At 62.1% G+C, this 18924-nt stretch carries 15 protein-coding genes; 8 read left to right on the forward strand and 7 right to left on the reverse strand.

Annotated features, from left to right (window positions below):
• Positions 1-145: 145 nt before the first annotated feature.
• On the forward strand, positions 146-889 hold the full coding sequence (locus VRB54_RS03075; protein WP_338481041.1) for an energy transducer TonB: 744 nt from the start codon (positions 146-148) through the stop codon (positions 887-889).
• Positions 882-1334 carry a ribosomal protein S18-alanine N-acetyltransferase gene (gene rimI / locus VRB54_RS03080; protein ID WP_003188286.1) on the forward strand — a complete coding sequence of 151 codons (453 nt, stop codon included), beginning with the start codon at positions 882-884 and terminating at the stop codon, positions 1332-1334. The genes VRB54_RS03075 and rimI overlap by 8 nt, the downstream gene beginning before the upstream one ends.
• A gap of 120 nt (positions 1335-1454) precedes the next feature.
• On the opposite strand, the gene VRB54_RS03085 is transcribed toward rimI, so the two are convergent.
• Complete coding sequence (locus VRB54_RS03085) at positions 1455-1859, reverse strand: serine kinase/phosphatase (RefSeq protein WP_338479485.1); 405 nt, start codon at positions 1857-1859, stop codon at positions 1455-1457.
• A 139-nt stretch (positions 1860-1998) separates the two neighbouring features.
• On the opposite strand from VRB54_RS03085, the gene can reads away from it, so the two are divergent.
• Positions 1999-2643, forward strand: a complete 645-nt coding sequence (can, locus tag VRB54_RS03090) for a carbonate dehydratase (RefSeq protein ID WP_338479486.1) — start codon at positions 1999-2001, stop codon at positions 2641-2643.
• Between the two features lie 79 nt (positions 2644-2722).
• On the opposite strand, the gene VRB54_RS03095 is transcribed toward can, so the two are convergent.
• From VRB54_RS03095 to VRB54_RS03105, 3 genes are all read right to left on the reverse strand, one after another.
• Entirely contained in the window at positions 2723-3892 is a 1170-nt protein-coding gene (locus VRB54_RS03095) for a hypothetical protein (RefSeq protein ID WP_338479487.1), read from the reverse strand.
• 121 nt (positions 3893-4013) lie between these two features.
• Positions 4014-5714, reverse strand: coding sequence for an acid phosphatase (gene acpA, locus VRB54_RS03100; RefSeq protein ID WP_338479488.1), 1701 nt, complete (start codon positions 5712-5714; stop codon positions 4014-4016).
• 116 nt (positions 5715-5830) lie between these two features.
• Entirely contained in the window at positions 5831-7249 is a 1419-nt protein-coding gene (locus VRB54_RS03105) for a short-chain fatty acid transporter (protein ID WP_338479489.1), read from the reverse strand.
• Between the two features lie 185 nt (positions 7250-7434).
• Here VRB54_RS03105 and VRB54_RS03110 point away from each other — a divergent pair, with 185 nt between their 5' ends.
• Positions 7435-8724, forward strand: coding sequence for an MFS transporter (locus VRB54_RS03110; protein ID WP_338479490.1), 1290 nt, complete (start codon positions 7435-7437; stop codon positions 8722-8724).
• A 3-nt stretch (positions 8725-8727) separates the two neighbouring features.
• On the opposite strand, the gene VRB54_RS03115 is transcribed toward VRB54_RS03110, so the two are convergent.
• Positions 8728-10098 (reverse strand): gluconate:H+ symporter, encoded by a 1371-nt coding sequence (locus tag VRB54_RS03115; RefSeq protein ID WP_338479491.1) that lies wholly within the window; start codon positions 10096-10098, stop codon positions 8728-8730.
• Positions 10099-10299: 201 nt separating this feature from the next.
• On the opposite strand from VRB54_RS03115, the gene VRB54_RS03120 reads away from it, so the two are divergent.
• The 4 genes from VRB54_RS03120 (at position 10300) to VRB54_RS03135 (ending at position 16841) form a co-directional block, all read left to right on the forward strand.
• Positions 10300-11205 carry a cation diffusion facilitator family transporter gene (locus VRB54_RS03120; protein ID WP_338479492.1) on the forward strand — a complete coding sequence of 302 codons (906 nt, stop codon included), beginning with the start codon at positions 10300-10302 and terminating at the stop codon, positions 11203-11205.
• 110 nt (positions 11206-11315) lie between these two features.
• Positions 11316-12536 carry a TolC family protein gene (locus VRB54_RS03125; RefSeq protein ID WP_338479493.1) on the forward strand — a complete coding sequence of 407 codons (1221 nt, stop codon included), beginning with the start codon at positions 11316-11318 and terminating at the stop codon, positions 12534-12536.
• A gap of 18 nt (positions 12537-12554) precedes the next feature.
• Complete coding sequence (locus VRB54_RS03130) at positions 12555-13667, forward strand: efflux RND transporter periplasmic adaptor subunit (RefSeq protein WP_338479494.1); 1113 nt, start codon at positions 12555-12557, stop codon at positions 13665-13667.
• An 18-nt stretch (positions 13668-13685) separates the two neighbouring features.
• Positions 13686-16841, forward strand: a complete 3156-nt coding sequence (locus tag VRB54_RS03135) for a CusA/CzcA family heavy metal efflux RND transporter (RefSeq protein WP_338479495.1) — start codon at positions 13686-13688, stop codon at positions 16839-16841.
• Here the strand turns inward: VRB54_RS03135 and VRB54_RS03140 are convergent.
• Both VRB54_RS03140 and VRB54_RS03145 read right to left on the reverse strand, forming a co-directional pair.
• A complete protein-coding gene (locus VRB54_RS03140) occupies positions 16747-18192 on the reverse strand; it encodes a heavy metal sensor histidine kinase (protein ID WP_338479496.1) in 1446 nt (481 codons plus the stop codon). The two genes, VRB54_RS03135 and VRB54_RS03140, sit on opposite strands and share 95 nt — an antisense overlap.
• Entirely contained in the window at positions 18189-18863 is a 675-nt protein-coding gene (locus VRB54_RS03145; protein ID WP_338479497.1) for a heavy metal response regulator transcription factor, read from the reverse strand. The genes VRB54_RS03140 and VRB54_RS03145 overlap by 4 nt, the downstream gene beginning before the upstream one ends.
• Between the last annotated feature and the right edge of the window lie 61 nt (positions 18864-18924).

Genomic DNA, 18924 nt, shown 5'->3' on the forward strand with positions numbered 1-18924 from the left:
TGCATCGGGAGTGGGATTTATCCACAGCCGGTCAGCGCGCAGTGGGCGATTGTTGCCGAACAGCGGTAGAATCCCCGCTCTTTACTTATCCACAAGTGGCCGAGCTGTGCTTATCGAGTCCCGACGTCGCGCTTACTTGACCGCCATGCAGGTGGTCAACTGGCTGCCCCGCACCGAACTGCCGTTTGCCGCACCGTCGCGGCCCGAGCTATTGCAGGCGCCAGAGCCCTATGAAGCGTTCGAGTCTTCGGGCGAGGAGGCCGCTGCGCCGGTCGCGGTGGTCAAGCCTGTGCCCGAGGTGCGGCCGGTGGTCGAACGGGCCAAAATCGAAGTGCCGCGCCCTTCGCCAGTGACCAAACCAATGGTGGCCGAAGACACGACGTCGGTGGCCAGGGCGCCAGTGGTGCCGCCGCCGCGTTTTGCCCTGCAACTGCTGCGAGCCGGGCGTTGCCTGCTGCTGGTGGAACTGCCCACCGGCGAGCGCTTCCAGACCCGCGACCCGGCCTACATGCTGCTCAAGGACATGCTGCGCGCCGCCGGCCTGCCCGACAGCCCGCAGATCGTCGGCGACCCGGTGCGCTGGCCGTTGCTGGTGCGCGGCACCATGGATCAGGGCCCGAACGCCGCGCGGGATTTTGTGCAAGGTTTTGTCTCGGCACGCCTGGAAGACGAACCCTGTGTGTGCCTGTGGCTGATCGGCCTGCCCGCCGTGCGCTTTGCCGGTGAAGCCAATGCCGAAGCCTGGTACCGCGAACTGCAGGTCGAAGGCCTGGGCTCGGTATGGGCCTTGCCGGGCCTGGAATTATTAATGGAAGAGCCACAGCGTAAGGCTGATGTCTGGCAAGCCATGCGCCGGCTGATGGCGCGCTGGAAAACAACCGATGAGTGAGGCTTTATCCTTCCGCCCGATGACCGAGGCCGACCTCGACGCCGTGCTGAAAATCGAATACGCGGCGTTCAGCCATCCCTGGACGCGCGGCATCTTTCTCGATGGGCTGGGCAAGTACCAGATCTGGCTGATGTTCGAGGGTGAGCAGCAGGTGGGGCACGGTGTGGTGCAGATCATTCTGGATGAGGCCCATTTGCTCAATATCACCGTCAAACCGGAGAACCAGGGGCGTGGCTTGGGCCTGGCGTTGCTGGAGCACTTGATGTCCCGCGCCTATGCGGCCAACGCCCGGGAATGCTTTCTGGAAGTGCGCGACAGCAACACCGGGGCGTTCCGGTTGTATGAGCGTTATGGCTTCAATGAGATTGGGCGTCGGCGCGATTACTACCCGGCTGTGGGTGGCCGCGAAGACGCAGTCGTCATGGCCTGCACGCTCGTCGACTGAATGCATGGATCAGTGTGGGAGCGGGCTTGCCCGCGAAGACGTCGGCCCGGCAAACATTGACGTTGACTGACACACCGCCTTCGCGGGCAAGCCCGCTCCCACATTTCTAACCGTGTGGTGTCAGCGGTTGCCGTCGACCGGATCGATATCCGCCAGCTCTGCTTCATCCAGGCCATTGCCGCCGCCGATCTCATCTTCATCCACAATGCTGAGGTCGAAGTCGGCTGGGTTGTCCTCCCCGGCCTCTCGCGCATCCCGCGCGCCGTCCTCATGGATAAGGGTTTCCGGGCTCATATCATCGTCAGTCGACTCATGGTCATCCGTCGACGCTCCGGTCATTCCGGCTTCGCGCACACGCTCTTCGGGCATCAGATGTTCGCGCTCGCCGCGCGGGATCTCATCGCCTATTTCCGCCGTCTGGTCTTCCTGGTCAAAATCCAGCTCGCGCATCGAACCCATGCGGTCTTCGTTATCGTCAATCGGTTCGGGCTGCGTAGCGCCGTAGGGACGTCGTGATTCAGTCATGGCCAATCCTCATACTGTGGGGCTTATAGTGTGTGGACAGGCTCTGCACCCCAAAGATTCAAGCTAATTTGCGCCAGGCGTGACCCGGACGAGGGGTTGTCAGTCACACAGCTGCGCATCATTCCCGAGGCTTTCCCTGATGAACGAACTACAAGACCTGCTTGATAACAACGAACGCTGGGCGGATGCGATCAAACAGGAAGATCCCGAATTCTTCGCCAAGCTCGCCCGCCAGCAAACCCCGGAGTACCTGTGGATCGGCTGTTCCGATGCGCGCGTACCGGCCAACGAGATCGTCGGCATGCTGCCAGGCGATCTGTTCGTGCACCGCAACGTGGCCAACGTGGTGCTGCACACTGACCTCAATTGCCTGTCGGTGATCCAGTACGCGGTCGATGTGCTCAAGGTCAAACACATCCTCGTCACCGGGCACTACGGCTGCGGCGGCGTGCGTGCGTCGATGCAGGATCGCCAGTTCGGCCTGATCGATGGCTGGCTGCGCACCATTCGTGATCTCTACTACGAAAACCGCGAAGTGCTGGCGCAGCTGCCTACTGAAGAAGAGCAGGTCGATCGCCTGTGCGAGCTGAACGTGATCCAGCAGGTGGCCAACGTCGGCCACACCAGCATTGTGCAAAACGCCTGGCACCGTGGGCAGAGCCTGTCGATCCACGGCTGTATCTACGGCATCAAGGATGGCCGCTGGAAAAGCCTGAACACGACCATCAGCGGCTTCGAGCAACTGCCGCCGCAGTATCGCCTGCGCCCGCTGGGTGATGTCTAAGGTCGCAGTGTCGCTAACATTGGGGGGCTGATTTCTACTGTCATATTCGGCAGTAGAAATCGGCTCGCCGGTGTGCAATCTACAGCGCGGGCGCCGGCAGGAGAGCTGCGGGTGCGGGGTTCTTCAGCTGTTTCAACTGCGCCTTGATCGGTGCAGTGGCGCATTTGGCATTTGCCTGTTCCGGAGTCAGCGAGCGTACCGAGGTGTAGAACAGTTCGCAGGTCTGCTCCTTGCGCGTGACCTGCCACGTGGTGTTGCACGCCTGGAGCAACACATTGGGATCACTGGCCGGCTTGCGGCCCATGCCGGCTTGCCAGCAGGCCGCGCTCAGATCCTGCCCCATTACCTTCAGGCCGGCTTCGTCGGCTTTCTGTTCGTTACCGCCATAGCTCGCCGGGTCCGCCGCGTACCAGATGTAACTGGGGTGGTTGGCGCCCAGTACCGATACGCTTTTGCCGGCCACCGGGCTGATCTGCGCCAGGCCCATCACATCAACGGTCTGCCCGTATTGTTGCTTGATCCAGCTGCGCACCGGCGCGCCGAACGCCACCAGGGGCAGTGCACCGTCGGGCCGCAGGCTCAGTTCACTGACCATGCGTGTCTGGTAGTCGGTGAAATAGCCGTAGACGTTTTCCAGGTCCTTGCCCGCGTTGGACGGCGCGGCAATCGGGGCGATGTCGATGATGGTCTGGTAGGCCGGGGTTTCGCTGGCCGGCACGCCGTTGTCGGTGAGCAGTGCGGCCCAGCGGTCGGTGGTGGCCGATTCCAGGTAGTCCTGGAAGTGGGTCAACGAATAATCCGGCGGAAAGTGCAACAGCTCAATGCTTTTGCGGTTTTCCAGGGCCATGCCCAGCGGCAGGAACAGGTACCAGTTGTAGGCCCATTTACCGTCGCTGTTCAGCTTGCTGGCGCCCTGGTAGGCCAGATCGGCGGTGTTGAGCAACTGGGTGAGAGGCTGGCCGTAGGTATCCGGTACCCCGCTGAATGTGGCGGTCAGTTGGTCTCCGTCGGTTTTGACACTGACCTTGGCGCGGCTATAGCCGTCACGTTGCAGGCTCTGGTTGAGGTAGTGTTCGGCAGTTTGCTCCAGCGTCCACGGCTTGAAGCAGATGACGTTGCAGTTATTGGGGAAGGCGAATAATTGCGTGACGCGCTGGGTGCTCCCCAGCGGTACGTTGATGTCGGCCTGTACGACCGCACTGGTCAGCAGTGCGATCAGGGTGCAGGACAGCCTGGTCTGTTTAAACATAGTCGATTCCTTGTCAGCGAAAGCCCGTCTGCGCGGGTGAAAAGCCCACCTGCACACAGTAGCGGCTGGCCAGGAAAACCGCGTGCTAAATCGCTGCCGGTGTCGCTATTGGATAAGCGCCTTAGAGGTCGAAGCGCAATGCATTGCTCAGATCCCCCATCGGCTTCTGGCCTCGGGCACTCATTGCGTCATCGCGCTGCTTGAGGCCGTCCAGTGTTTCCAGTTGGAATACCCGCGTGATCAGCCGCAGGATCGAGGCCGTGTCGTACACCGTATGGTCGACCATGCCCTTGCGCGCAAACGGCGACACCACCAGCGCCGGCACGCGCGTACCGGGGCCCCAACGGTCGCCCTTGGGCGGCGCCACGTGGTCCCACCAGCCGCCGTTTTCATCGACGGTTACCACCACCACCATGTTTTTCCATTGCGGACTTTCCTGCAGCACCTTCAAGGCGCGGGCGATATGACGGTCGCCCGAGGCCACGTCGGCATAACCGGCGTGCATGTTGAGGTTGCCCTGGGGCTTGTAGAACGTCACGGCAGGCAGCTTGCCTGCCTCGGCATCGGCAAAGAATTTATTGGTGCTGGATTCATCGCCCAGGCCGCCATCGCGCAGGCGCTTGTCGCGTTCGGCGCGATTTTCCGGCCCCTGTTGCTTGAAGTAGTTGAAGGGCTGGTGGTGATACTGGAAGTTCGGGATTTTCGGGATACCGCCCGAGTCCTTGAACTGATCCAGGGTCGCCTGCCACGCACCGGCGTACCAGGCCCAGTCGATGTTTTTCTTAGACAGCTTGTCGCCAATGTGCTCGTGGGTTTGCGGCACCAGCACATTGGGCAGATCGGGTTTGGAGTAATCCGGGTTCTGCGGGTCGCGGATCCAGGTCGGCCAATAGGGCGGCGCCAGGGTGTTTACGCCGTAGCCGTCCGGGGTCAGGGCGCTGGGACCGAACTGCGGCGGGCCGGTCATGGCGCTGGCCGGGGATGCATCCAGCGGTTTGAGACGCGGGTCGGCAGGGTCATCGCTTTGCAGTGTGGCGATCTGCGCCTTGGCCACCGATTGGGCAGCGTTCGGATAAAACGGCGCGGTGGCGCTGATCAGGTATTGATGGTTGAGGAACGAGCCACCAAACGCGCCCTGGAAGAAGTTATCGCAGAGCACGAACTCCCTGGCCACGTCCCACAGACGCAGGGCATAACGGCTCTGGGCGTAATGGCCCATCACCAGGCCGCCTGAGTCGGCCCAGGCCACAAAGCCGTCGTTCTTGCCGCCGTTGATTTGCATCTGGTTTTGGTAGAAAACGTGCCACAGGTCGCGGGTGACCAGGCTCAAAGGCAGGTCCGCGCCATTCGGGCCCTTGAGGGCGAAGGGCGCGTTGGGCAGGTTTTCCTGGAATTGCACTTCGCTGGGATAAGTCACGCCGTCGACGCTTTGCGGGCCGACCTGCAACACACCGCCCCAGGTCGGCGGCAGGCTGTTCAACACCGTGCCGTCGCGGTCGCGCTGCTGAGTCTGGGCAGCGGACAGTGCGGACAGCGGTTTCTCCACGCCGGGGAAATCCGCAAACAGGTTATTGAAACTGCGGTTTTCGGCGTAGATCACCACCACGGTCTTCACCTGGTCGCGCAACGCCTTGTCCAATTCCTGTGGCGTGAGCGGTCGATCCGCCGGTTTGCCCGGCGCTTCGCTGGTATTGCCGCAGGCACTCAAGGTGGCGCCCACCCCCAGCACCGCCGCGCCTCCCAGGAAACGTCGACGGCTGGTATCTACCGGCGGTTGTGCAACGGAATCGGCGGAAGGGCGGTCTTCGTACTCGTCACTCATTGCGGGAGTCCCTGGCGAAATGTTGCAAGATATTTCGCAGGACGGTAGCAGTGCAATATGACGGCATTAAGGCAGCTGCTGGTTCCTGGCTCCAAGCTTGCAGCTTGTAACTGTTTCTATGGCATCACCGGCGGCACGTACGCCAGCGTCGTCCCCAACGCCCACAGCAAAAACAGCACCAGCGGCGTGTGCACCAGCAATTGCACAAACGAAAACCCGATCAAGTCCCGCGCCTTCAGTCCCAGTACTCCCAGCAGCGGCAGCATGTAGAACGGGTTGATCAGGTTCGGCAGCGCTTCGGCCGCGTTATAGATCTGCACCGCCCAGCCCAGGTGGTATTGCAGGTCATTGGCTACTTGCATCACGTAAGGCGCTTCAATGATCCACTTGCCGCCGCCCGACGGGATAAAGAAACCCAGCACCGCCGAATACACGCCCATCAACAGCGCGTAGGTGTCGTGGGAGGCGATAGAGGTGAAGAACAGCGAGATATGGTGCGCCAGGGTCTGGCCGTCGCCGCCCTTGACCACCGTCATCAGCGCGGCGATCGAGCCGTACAGCGGAAACTGGATCAATACGCCGGTGGTGGTCGGCACGGCGCGGGCCACTGCATCCAGGAAGCTGCGCGGGCGCCAGTGCAACAGCGCACCGACCATGATGAACAGGAAATTATAGGTATTGAGCCCCGAGATTGCGCTGATTGCAGGCTTGGTCGAGAACTCGTGGAACAGCCAACCGGCCGCCAGCAGCGCCAGCAGGATGGTCAGCAGCGGACTGTGTTCCAGCCATTCGCCGGGGCGGGTGGGCGCCTGGACCTTGGGCAGGTTGAACGCCGGATCGACGCCGCAGGCCTTGGCATCGCGGGCGCTGTTCGGGCCGGGTGCGGTGGCGTAGGCGATGATCAGCGACACCACGATCAGCGCCAGCAGCAGCACACCCGATTGCCACAGAAAAATGGTCTCGGTGAACGGGATCATTCCGGTGATCGCCAGAATCGACGGCGGCAGACTGTCCGGGTTGGCCTGCAACTGCGCGGCCGACGACGACAGCCCCAGCGCCCACACTGCGCCAAGCCCCAGATAAGCCGCAGCACCGGCCGCGCGGTAGTCCATGCGCAAATCCGTGCGCCGGGCCAACGCCCGCACCAGCAAGCCGCCGAACACCAGGGACAGGCCCCAGTTGAGCAACGACGCGACCATGGAAATCAAGGCCACCCAGGCCACGGCCGAGCGGCCGTTTTTCGGGATGCGTGCCAGGCGATCGATCAGCTTGACCGCTGGCGGCGAACTGGCGACCACATAACCGCCGATCACCACGAAGGCCATCTGCATAGTGAACGGAATCAGGCTCCAGAACCCATCGCCAAAGGCTTTGGCGGCGTCGGTCGGCGCGGCGCCCATGCCCAGGGTCGCCACGGCGACGACAATCACTGCAAGCGCGGCAAACACCCAGGAGTCCGGAAACCAGCGTTCGGCGAAATTGGAACAGCGCAGGGCAAAACGGGCATAGCGGCTTTCTTCAATGGCATCGGCCATGGGGGCTTCCTCTTGTAGTTATTATGGGGGCGGCGGTTTTGCGGCATGTTGCTCCACGGCCATTGATTTGGGAATGTAGTTATCTTCATCGATCAATGAGCAAAACAAATATATCTGTCGTGATTGCCATGATCCGGTTCAGCTCCTAACCTGCACGCCATTTTGTCTGTCTGCCGAGCTTGCACATGACTGCCACCTTTCCTGCACAGGCGCAGCGCTTTTCCCGCTCCGACTACAAAACCCTGGGCCTGGCCGCTCTGGGTGGGGCCCTGGAAATTTACGACTTCATCATCTTCGTGTTTTTCGCGCTGACCCTCAGCCAGTTGTTCTTCCCGCCGGAAATGCCCGAGTGGCTGCGCCTGCTTCAGAGCTTCGGCATCTTCGTCACCGGCTACCTCGCGCGCCCGTTGGGCGGCATCCTGATGGCGCACTTTGCCGATCATCTGGGGCGCAAGCGCGTGTTCAGCCTGAGCATCCTGATGATGGCCTTGCCCTGTCTGCTGATCGGGATCATGCCCACTTACGCGCAAATCGGTTATTTCGCACCGCTGATTCTGCTGGCGCTGCGTGTGTTGCAAGGCGCTGCCGTGGGCGGCGAAGTGCCAAGCGCCTGGACCTTCGTTGCCGAACACGCGCCGCCTGCTCATCGCGGCTACGCCCTGGGTTTTTTGCAGGCCGGCCTGACCTTCGGCTACCTGCTCGGCGCGCTCACTGCGACGCTTCTTGCGCAGGTCTTCACGCCGTCGGAAATTCTCGACTATGCCTGGCGCTTCCCCTTTTTGCTCGGCGGCGTATTCGGAGTGATCGGTGTGTGGCTGCGCCGCTGGCTCAACGAAACCCCAGTGTTTCTCGACATGCAGGCGCGCCGCCAGGCCGCTGCCGAACTGCCGCTGCGCACCGTGCTGCGCGAGCACCGCGCCGTGTTGCTGCCGGCGATGGTCCTCACTTGCGTGCTCACCTCGGCCGTGGTGGTGCTGGTGGTCATCACGCCAACGATGATGCAGAAAACCTTCGGCATGAGCCCCGGCCACACGTTCGCCCTCAGCGCGCTGGGCATCGTGTTTCTGAACATCGGCTGCGTATTGGCCGGCCTGCTGGTCGACCGCATCGGCGCCTGGCGTGCGGTGCTGGTGTACAGCCTGTTGCTGCCGGCGGGAATCGCGATTTTGTACACCAGCCTGATCAACGGCGGCCTCTGGCTCGGCGCGGCGTATGCGTTGGCGGGCCTGTGCTGCGGCGTGGTGGGTGCGGTGCCTTCGGTGATGGTGGGGCTGTTTCCGGCGCCGGTGCGGGTGTCGGGGATTTCCTTCACCTACAACATCGCCTATGCACTGTGGGCGAGTACCACGCCGCTGTTGCTGATCGCGCTGATGCCGACCAGCCCGTGGGTGTGCGTGGGGTATGGCGTGGTGATGGGGGGTGTGGGCGTGGTGAGTGTGGCGTTGTTTGGCAAGCGCCACACTCTGGCGGGCTGAGGCTCAGGTCAAAAAGTGCCAAAGCACCAACGTACCCACCAACCCCACCACCGAAACAATCGTCTGCAGTACCGACCACACCCAGATCGTCTGCTTTAACTGCAAGCCGAAATACTCGCGCACCATCCAGAAGCCAGCGTCGTTGACGTGGCAGAAGAACACCGAGCCTGCGCCAATCGCCAGCGCTACCAGTGAGCTTTGTGTGGCAGCCAGTCCCGCCATCATTGGCGCGAGGATGCCAGCTGTGGTGGTGGTCGCGACCGTCGCCGAGCCGGTGGCCTGACGCAACGCTACGGCAATCAGCCACGCCAGCAGCAGATAAGGCATGTGCGCGCCTTCGGCGACCTTGCTGATGGTCTGGCTCACACCCGCGTCGAGCAGGGTCTGCTTGAGGCCGCCACCGGCACCGATGGTCAGCAACAGCACCGCGATGGGAGCGATGGCTTTGCGCAAGGTGTTGCCGACGTCGGCGCGAGGCATGCCGGCGGCCCAGCCCAGGCAGATCACTGCGGCGATTACCGCCAGGGCGAGGGCGATCAGCGGCTCGCCAAGGAACTTCAACGTCAGGCCCAGGCTACTTTCCGTCGGCAGGGCGACTTTGGCCAGCGTGCTGCCCAGCATCAGAATCACCGGCAACAGAATGATCAGCAACGACACCGCAAAGCCGGGTTGGCGCGGTGCCTTGGGCGGCGCGCTGAACAATGCGCCGATGTCGGCCGGTGCATCCACATGCAGGCGCCTGGACAGCCAGTTGCCATAGATCGGACCGGCAAGCATCACCGCAGGCACGGCCAGGCAAAAACCCAGCAACATGGTCAGGCCCAGGTCGGCGTGCAACGCACCCACTGCGATCAGCGGTCCCGGATGCGGCGGCATCAGGGCGTGCAGGGTGGTCATGCCGGCCAGGGCCGGAATGGCGATTTTCAGCAGCGGCTGGTTCGAACGCTTGGCCATCACAAAGATGATCGGCACCATCATCACCAGGCCCACTTCGAAGAACAGCGGCAAGCCGATCACCATCGCCACCAGCGCCATCACCCACGGCAATGACTTGCCTTTGCCCAGCCCGAGCAGGGTGGTGGCAATACGGTCGGCCGCGCCGGATTCGGCCATCAGCGCGCCGAGCATCGCGCCCAGCGCAATGATGATCCCCGCCTCACCGAGAATTGCCCCGGCGCCTTTGCTGAAGGCTTTGGCGACTTCCTCCGGCGGCAGGCCGGCGCCGACGCCGGCGATAAAGGTGCCGATCAGAATCGACAGGAACGGCGGCAGCCTGGTCGCGCTGATCAGCACGATAATGCTGGCGATGGCGAGCAGCACGCAGAGCATGAGGCGTGTGTCGTGGAACATCCACGCGGCAGTCGATAACTCCAAAACAAGACTCCTTGGCCGATATGTTTCTTTATATTTCTGCAGAAAAGCATACCCGATAAACCGGCGGCAGAGCGCTCATGGGTGTTTTTGGTGCGATCAAAATAACGGCCAGTTGGCGCAAAGGTGACAATTTTGCAACTCATGCCGAGGATTTGGCCTATAGCTCTATGATCAGCCGCACCGTAATCGCGAGGACATTCAATGAGCGCAGGACATAACCAGGCCCAGGTACGCGCCGGCCACGAACGCAAGTTGTGGATCGCCTTGTGCCTGACCAGCAGCTTCATGATTGCCGAGGTCATCGGCGCATTCGTCACCGGCAGCCTGGCGCTGCTGTCCGACGCCGCCCACATGATGACCGACGCTGTGGCCCTGGCGATTGCACTGGTGGCCATTCAAGTCGCCAAGCGCGCGGCCGACCGCCGGCGTACCTTTGGCTATGCGCGGTTCGAGATTCTTGCTGCGGCGTTCAATGCGCTGCTGTTGTTTGCCGTGGCGTTCTACATCCTCTATGAAGCCTGGCAACGGTTGCGGGCGCCCGCCGAGATCCAGTCCACCGGCATGCTGGTGATTGCGTTGCTGGGGCTGATCGTCAATCTGATTTCGATGCGCCTGCTCAGTTCGGCCAGCGACGAAAGCCTCAACGTCAAGGGCGCCTACCTGGAAGTGTGGAGCGACATGCTCGGGTCCATCGGCGTGATCATCGCGGCGCTGGTGATCATGCTTACCGGCTGGGGCTGGGTCGACTCAGTGGTGGCGGCGGCTATCGGTTTCTGGGTGTTGCCGCGTACCTGGACGTTGCTCAAGGAGAGCATGAACGTGCTGCTGCAAGGCGTGCCACAAGGCATTGATATCGATCAGGTCGAGCAAGGCATCCGCAGTGTGCACGGCGTCGAGGACGTGCACGACCTGCACATCTGGGCCCTGACCAGTGGCAAGAATGTGCTGAGTGCCCACTTGGTGGCTGCACCGACATCGGGCAGCGAACAGCAGATTCTCAGCCTGGTAACGCAATTGCTGCACGAACAATTCGATATTTCCCATGTCACCTTGCAGGTCGAAAGCGCGGGGTTCCATCACGATAAGCATGACGACGTGCATGCCTGACCGTCGCCTGTCAGATTTGTAATTTTGCCTCCACCACCCTGATAAGTCGCGATAGCTACATTGCCCTCGCTGGGAACCCTCAGCGACTTCATGGGCGTGGAACTCTCGTTATGCACATTACCGTTGGAACACTGTTGGGGGCGACGGCGTTGTGGATGGCCGCAAGCGTTGCCCAGGCACAAACCCTCACCCTCGATGCAGCCCTGCAGACCGCCTTCGCCAACAACCCGGACCTGGCGGCTGCGCAATGGGAAATTGATATCGCCCAGGGCGGCCGTCAGCAGGCCGGGTTGATCCCCAATCCGGTCGCCTCCTGGGATGTCCAGGACACCCGTCGCAATTCCCGTAGCACCACCGTCAAACTCAGCCAGACCCTTGAGCTGGGAGGCAAGCGCAGTGCGCGGATTGACGTGGCGACACAGGCCCAGGTCGCCGCAGCGCTGGCGTTGGAGCAGCAGCGCAACGGCCTGCGCGCCGATGTGATCGACAGCTACTACGGCGCCCTGCGTGCCCAGGAACGGCTGGATCTGGCGCAACGCTCACTGGCGCTTGCCGAGCGCGGGCTGGTGATTGCAAACGGCCGGGTTACCGCCGGCAAATCGTCCCCGGTGGAGGCCACCCGAGCACAGGTGCAATTGTCGGAGATTCGCCTGGAGCTGAATCGTGCGCAGGTCGGCCTCAACGATGCCTATCGCCAACTCGCCGCCAGCACCGGCAGCGCCGCCCCGGACTTCGACGCTGTCGTCGCGCCAAAACAATCCGCGCCGACCCCGCCGCCCGGTGCGCAACTGCTGGAGCGGGTTGAGCAAACCACTGAGCTGCGACTGGCCGAACTGCGTATCCGCCAGGGCGAAGCCAGCGTAGATCTGGAGAAAGCCCAGCGTATTCCCGATCTGGATGTGTCCATTGGCAGCCAGTATGACGCCAGCACGCGCGAGCGCGTAAATCTCGTTGGCGTCTCGATGCCGATCCCCTTGTTCAATCGCAACCAGGGCAACGTGCTCGCCGCCAACCGCCGTGCCGACCAGGCGCGCGACCTGCGCAACGCCGTTGAACTGCGGCTGCGCGCCGAAACCCTTCAGGCCCTGGCCTTGTGGCAAACCGCCAATAACGAAGTGCACACCTTCAACCAACAAATCCTGCCCGCCGCTCAAAGCGCCGTGGACAGCGCGACCCGTGGCTTCGAGATGGGCAAGTTCAACTTCCTCGACGTACTCGACGCCCAACGCACCTTGATTGCCGCCCGCACCCAATACCTGACGGCCACCGCCCAGGCGACCGACGCCTGGGTGCGCCTCGAGCGGATATACGGCGATCTCGTCCAGTTTTGATTTTTCCAGGAGCAACCCATGAACAAACCACACGGTGTGGCGCTTGTCATCGCGCTGATACTGGCCTGGCCGACAGCCGGCTTTGCCGATGGCGACGAGGAGGACGGCACGCTTGAACTCACCGAACAGCAGGTCCAGGCCGCCGGTATTCAGCTTGCCAAGGCCCAGCCCCGTCCGATCAGCACGCTGCTGACACTGCCGGGCGAGGTGCGTTTTGACGAAGATCGTACCTCGCACATTATTCCGCGCGCGGCGGGCGTGGTGGAGTCCGTGAGCGTCAACCTCGGCCAATCGGTGAAGCAGGGCCAGTTGCTGGCGGTGATCGCCAGCCAGCAGATTTCCGATCAGCGCAGCGAGCTGGCCGCCAGCGAGCGGCGGGTCGAGCTGGCGCGCATAACCTTCCAGCGCGAACGTCAGTTGTGGCAGGACAAAATCTCTGCCGAGCAGGACTACCTGCTCGCACGCCAGACGTTGGTGGAGACCGAGATCGCGCGCAATAACGCCCGCCAGAAGATGGCCGCCCTCAGCGGCAACGCTGGCTCGGCCGGCGGCAATCGCTATGAGCTGCGCGCCCCGTTCGCCGGGGTGGTGGTGGAAAAGCACCTGGGTGTCGGCGAAGTGGTCAGTGAGACCAGCAATGCCTTCACCCTCTCGGACCTGTCCCAGGTGTGGGTCACGTTCGGCGTATTTCCCAAAGACTTGAACAAGGTCCGCGTTGGCAAGCCGGTGATCGTCAGTTCCACGGAAATGGGCACTCAGGTGCAAGGCACCGTGGCCTACGTGGGCAACCTGTTGGGCGAACAGACACGGACCGCCACCGTGCGCGTCAGCGTGCCCAATCCCGACGATGCCTGGCGCCCGGGGTTGTTTGTGAGCGTGCAATTGGCCACCGACACCGCTCAGGCCAGGGTCACTGTGCCGCAGGAGGCGATCCAGACGGTGGAGGATAAGCCCTCGGTATTCGAGCGTACCCCGAGCGGCTTCATCATTCGTCATGTCGAGCTGGGCATGCGTGAAAACGGCTTCGTCGAAGTGCGCCAGGGCCTGGACGCAGGGGCGCAGGTGGCCACGGTCGGCAGCTTTATCCTCAAGTCCGAACTGGGCAAAAGTTCGGCCGAGCACGGTCATTGATTCCGCGAGTGATTTTTCATGTTTGAGCGCCTTATTCAATTCGCCATCGAGCAGCGCATCATTGTGCTGCTGGCGGTACTGTTGATGGCCGGTGTCGGCATCGCCAGCTATCAGAAATTACCTATCGACGCCGTACCCGACATCACCAATGTTCAGGTGCAGATCAACTCGGCGGCGGCGGGGTTTTCGCCGCTGGAAACCGAGCAGCGCATCACCTTTCCCATCGAAACCGCCATGGCCGGTTTGCCGGGCCTGCAGCAGACGCGTTCGCTGTCGCGTTCGGGGTTGTCGCAGGTGACGGTAATTTTCAAGGACGGCACCGACGTGTTCTTTGCCCGGCAATTGGTCAACGAGCGTCTGCAAGTGGCTCGCGAGCAATTGCCCGAAGGCATCGAGAGCGCCATGGGGCCTATTTCTACCGGGCTTGGGGAGATTTTCCTTTGGATCGTGGAGGCCGAGGAGGGCGCCCGCAAGGAGGACGGCACACCCTACACGCCGACGGATCTGCGCGTGATCCAGGACTGGATCATCAAGCCGCAACTGCGCAACGTACCGGGCGTGGCGGAGATCAATACGATTGGCGGGTTCGCCAAGGAATACCAGATCGCCCCGGACCCCAAGCGTCTGGCGGCCTATAACTTGACGTTGAGCGACCTGGTCACGGCGCTGGAACGCAACAATGCCAATGTCGGCGCCGGCTATATCGAGCGCAGTGGCGAGCAGTTGTTGATCCGCGCGCCGGGGCAGGTGGCGTCCATTGACGATATTGCCAATATCGTCATTACCTCGACGGACGGCACGCCGATTCGCGTGCGCAATGTGGCGCAGGTCGAGATCGGTCGCGAACTGCGCACCGGCGCAGCCACCGAGAACGGCCGCGAAGCAGTGCTGGGCACGGTGTTCATGCTGATCGGCGAGAACAGTCGCAGCGTGTCCCAGGCGGTGGCGAAGAAACTCGAGGAGATCAACCGTTCGCTGCCCGCAGGGGTGGTGGCGGTAACCGTATACGACCGTACCAACCTTGTCGAAAAGGCCATTTCCACGGTCAAGCGCAACCTCTTCGAAGGGGCGCTGCTGGTGGTCGCGGTGCTGTTTCTGTTTCTGGGCAATATCCGCGCGGCGCTGATCACTGCGATGGTCATTCCGCTGGCGATGCTGTTCACCTTCACCGGCATGTTCACCAACAAAGTCAGCGCCAACCTCATGAGCCTTGGCGCGCTGGATTTCGGCATTATCGTCGACGGTGCGGTGGTGATCGTCGAGAACTCGATCCGCCGCCTGGCCCAGGCGCAACATCGCCACGGCCGCCTGCTGACCCGCAGCGAGCGCCTGCACGAGGTATTCGCCGCCGCGAAGGAAGCGCGGCGGGCGTTGATCTACGGGCAACTGATCATCATGGTGGTGTACCTGCCGATCTTTGCCCTTACCGGCGTGGCCGGGAAGATGTTCCACCCGATGGCGTTCACTGTGGTCATCGCGCTATTGGGTGCGATGATCCTGTCGGTGACCTTCGTGCCGGCGGCAATTGCGTTGTTTGTCACCGGCAAGGTCAAGGAAGAGGAAAATCTGGTGATGCGCAGCGCGCGTCAGGTGTATGCGCCGGTGCTGGACTGGGTGATGACGCGTCGGCCGCTGGTCTTCGCACTGGCGGCGCTGACCATTGTTGGCACCGGTCTGATGGCCAACCGCATGGGCAGCGAGTTCATCCCCAGCCTCAGCGAAGGCGATTTCGCCCAGCAGGCCCTGCGTGTGCCCGGCACCAGCCTGACGCAATCGGTGCAAATGCAGCTGCAACTGGAAAAAACCTTGCTGGCACAGGTGCCGGAAATCGAGCGGGTGTTTGCCCGCACGGGCACGGCAGAGATTGCGTCCGACCCGATGCCGCCGAATATTTCCGACAGCTACCTGATGCTCAAACCAAAGGAGCAATGGCCTGACCCGAACAAGTCCCGCGAAGTACTGATCGCCGATATTCAGCGCGCCAGTGAAATAGTGCCGGGCAGCGCGTATGAACTGTCGCAACCGATCCAGCTGCGCTTCAACGAACTGATCTCAGGCGTGCGCAGCGATGTGGCGGTGAAGGTATTTGGCGATGACATGGCGGTGCTCAACAGCACCGCCGGCGAGATCGCCGAAACACTGCGCAAAATTGATGGCGCTTCTGAGGTCAAGGTGGAGCAGACATCCGGCCTGCCGGTGCTGACGATCAACATCGACCGCGAAAAGGCGGCGCGCTTTGGTCTCAATGCCGGCGATGTGCAGGACACCATTGCCGTCGCGGTCGGGGGGCGCAAGGCCGGTACGCTGTACGAAGGTGACCGTCGATTTGACATGGTCGTGCGCTTGTCCGACACGCTGCGCACCGACATTGATGGGCTGTCACGCCTGTTGATTCCGGTGCAGGCATTGGCGGGCAGCCCTTCGGGGCAACTGGGTTTTATCGCGTTGTCGCAAGTGGCCAGTCTCGACCTGGTACTGGGCCCCAATCAGGTCAGTCGCGAGGACGGCAAGCGCCTGGTGATCGTCAGTGCCAACGTGCGCGGGCGGGATATCGGTTCGTTCGTGGAAGAAGCCGAGGTCGCAATCAGCGGCGAGGTGAAAGTACCGACGGGCTACTGGACCTCGTGGGGCGGCCAGTTCGAGCAACTGAGGGAAGCGTCGGAGCGCCTGCGCATCGTGGTGCCGGTGGCGTTGCTGCTGGTGTTCGGTCTGTTGTTCATGATGTTCAACAACATCAAGGACGGCTTGCTGGTATTCACCGGGATTCCGTTTGCGCTGACCGGCGGGATCATGGCCCTGTGGCTGCGCGATATCCCGCTGTCGATCTCGGCCGGCGTGGGTTTTATCGCGTTGTCCGGCGTGGCGGTGCTCAATGGCCTGGTGATGATCGCCTTTATCCGCAATCTGCGCGAAGAAGGGCATTCGCTGGCGCTGGCGATCAACGAAGGCGCGCTGACCCGACTGCGCCCGGTATTGATGACCGCGCTGGTGGCGTCTCTTGGGTTCATCCCCATGGCCCTGGCCACCGGCACCGGTGCCGAGGTGCAGCGGCCGTTGGCCACGGTGGTGATCGGCGGGATTATTTCCTCGACGTTGCTGACCTTGTTGGTGTTGCCGGCCCTGTATCAGTGGGCGCACCGCAAGGACGAGGAAACACCAGTCGAAACTGCGTAAAGCCACTTGGCCGGCTGTGTACGTCGGCCAGCCCCTGGTGCAGGGCCATGATCGACTGCACAATGGCCAGGCCCAGGCCAGTGCCGCCCTCGGTGCGCGCGCGGCTGCTGTCGGCACGGTAGAAACGCTCGAATACATGCGGCAGGTGATGAGCTTCGATGCCTGCCCCCGCGTTGCTTATCGATACGCAAATGGTGTTGGCGCCTGCTTCTACGCGCAGAGGAATGTACCCACCCTCCGGGCTATGGCGAATTGCGTTGGACAGCAGGTTCGAGAGCGCACGTTGAATCATCAGGCGGTCACCCTGTACCTGGGCATTTCCGCTCAGGGTGAGGTTCAGGTGCTTGTCTTCGGCGCTCAAGGCGAACAGTTCCATTACCCGCTCGGCTTCCTGCGCCAGCGACACCGTGGTGAACGACGCGCGGGCGGATGGGTGGCCGACCTGAGCCAGAAACAGCATGTCGTAGACGATACGGGCCAGGCGCTCCAGCTCTTCGGTGTTGGACTCCAGCGCCGCTTTGTACGCATCTGGCGCTCGCGGGCGTGAGAGGGTCACCTGGGTCTTGCCCATCAGGTTAGTGAGCGGCGCGCGCAATTCGTGGGCGAGGTCGTCGGAAAACTGCGATAGCTGCTGGACCCCAGCGTCCAGCCGGTCGAGCATCACGTTGAACGCCTGTGCCAACTCCGCCAATTCCTTTGGCAGGTTGTCCACAGCCAGACGATGCGTCAGGTCCTGGGTGGTGACTTTGGCTGCGACGTTGCTGAACTGCTTCAAGGGTGCCAGCCCGCGCTGTGCGAGCCACCAGGCGCCCAGGCCAATCATTACCAGGAGCAACGGCAGAACGAGCAGGGTGGAGCGCAGGTCAGCATTGAGCAACGCCTGGTCAACGGTACGGTCTCGCGTCAGCAGCACCCGCACATTCTCGCCACTGCGCAGGCGAATCAGACGTGAGGCACCGAGCTGCTGGTTGCCGCGCCCGTCGGTCCAAGTCAGATAATCGAGGGTTTCACTGGCGGTAAAGTCTGTTATCAAAGGTTCCTGAACCTGGGTGCCGATACTGAGCAGCACTTCGGCGTTAGGTGACGGCCCTATGATGGTCAGGTAGAAATTGTCGTGTCCCATCACCAGGTCCGGCAGAGGATGGTTGTGGCTCGCGATCTCCCGTGTGTTGAGGTTCATGGTCAGGCTGTGCTCAATCAGCTCCATCTTGTTTTCCAGGCTCTTGCGCGCCATTGTGTCCAGTTCGTGGTCGAGCACCAGAAAGGCCAGGGTAGCCAGCAGCAACACCAGACAGGCGCCCATCAGGCTGACCATCAACCCCAGGCGCGTCGACAGGCTGATGGTTTTCATTGACGAGCCTCCAGCACATAGCCTACGCCGCGAATGGTATGGATCAGCTTGACCTCGCTCTGGTCATCGACCTTGGCGCGCAGGCGGCTGATGGACACTTCCACTACGTTGGTGTCGCAATCGAAGTTCATGTCCCACACCAGGGAAATGATCTGCGTGCGGGTCATCACCTCGCCGGTCTGGCGCATCAACACATGCAGCAGGGCGAACTCCTTGGTGGTCAGGTCGATGCGTCGATTGCCGCGGTAGGCTCGATGCCGGCGTGGGTCCAACTCCAGGTCCGAGACGCGCAGTACCTCCGGCAGCGGAATATGTTCGCTGCGGCGTAACAGGGTGCGCACGCGGGCCAGTAATTCGGGGAACTCAAAGGGCTTGACCAGGTAGTCGTCGGCGCCCATGTCCAGGCCTTTGATCTTGTCGGCCAGGCGCCCGCGTGCCGTCAGCATCATCACGCGCTGGTTGCCGTCTCGGCGTAATTGCTCCAGCACTTCCCAGCCATCGGTGTTGGGCAAGTTGACATCGAGGATCACCAGTTCATAGTCGTTTTGCCGCGCCAGGTGCAAGCCATCGATGCCGCTGGCGGCGCAGTCGACGACATAACCGCTTTCGGTCAGGCCCTGCTGCAGGTAGTAGGCAGTTTTCTGTTCGTCCTCGACAATCAGGATGCGCATAGGGATTTTCCTTCAAGAATAGGGAAATGATATGGCCTCACAGAAGGCTCTGAGTTAGCTG

This window comes from Pseudomonas trivialis, assembly GCF_036864995.1.
Lineage (GTDB): Bacteria > Pseudomonadota > Gammaproteobacteria > Pseudomonadales > Pseudomonadaceae > Aquipseudomonas > Aquipseudomonas trivialis.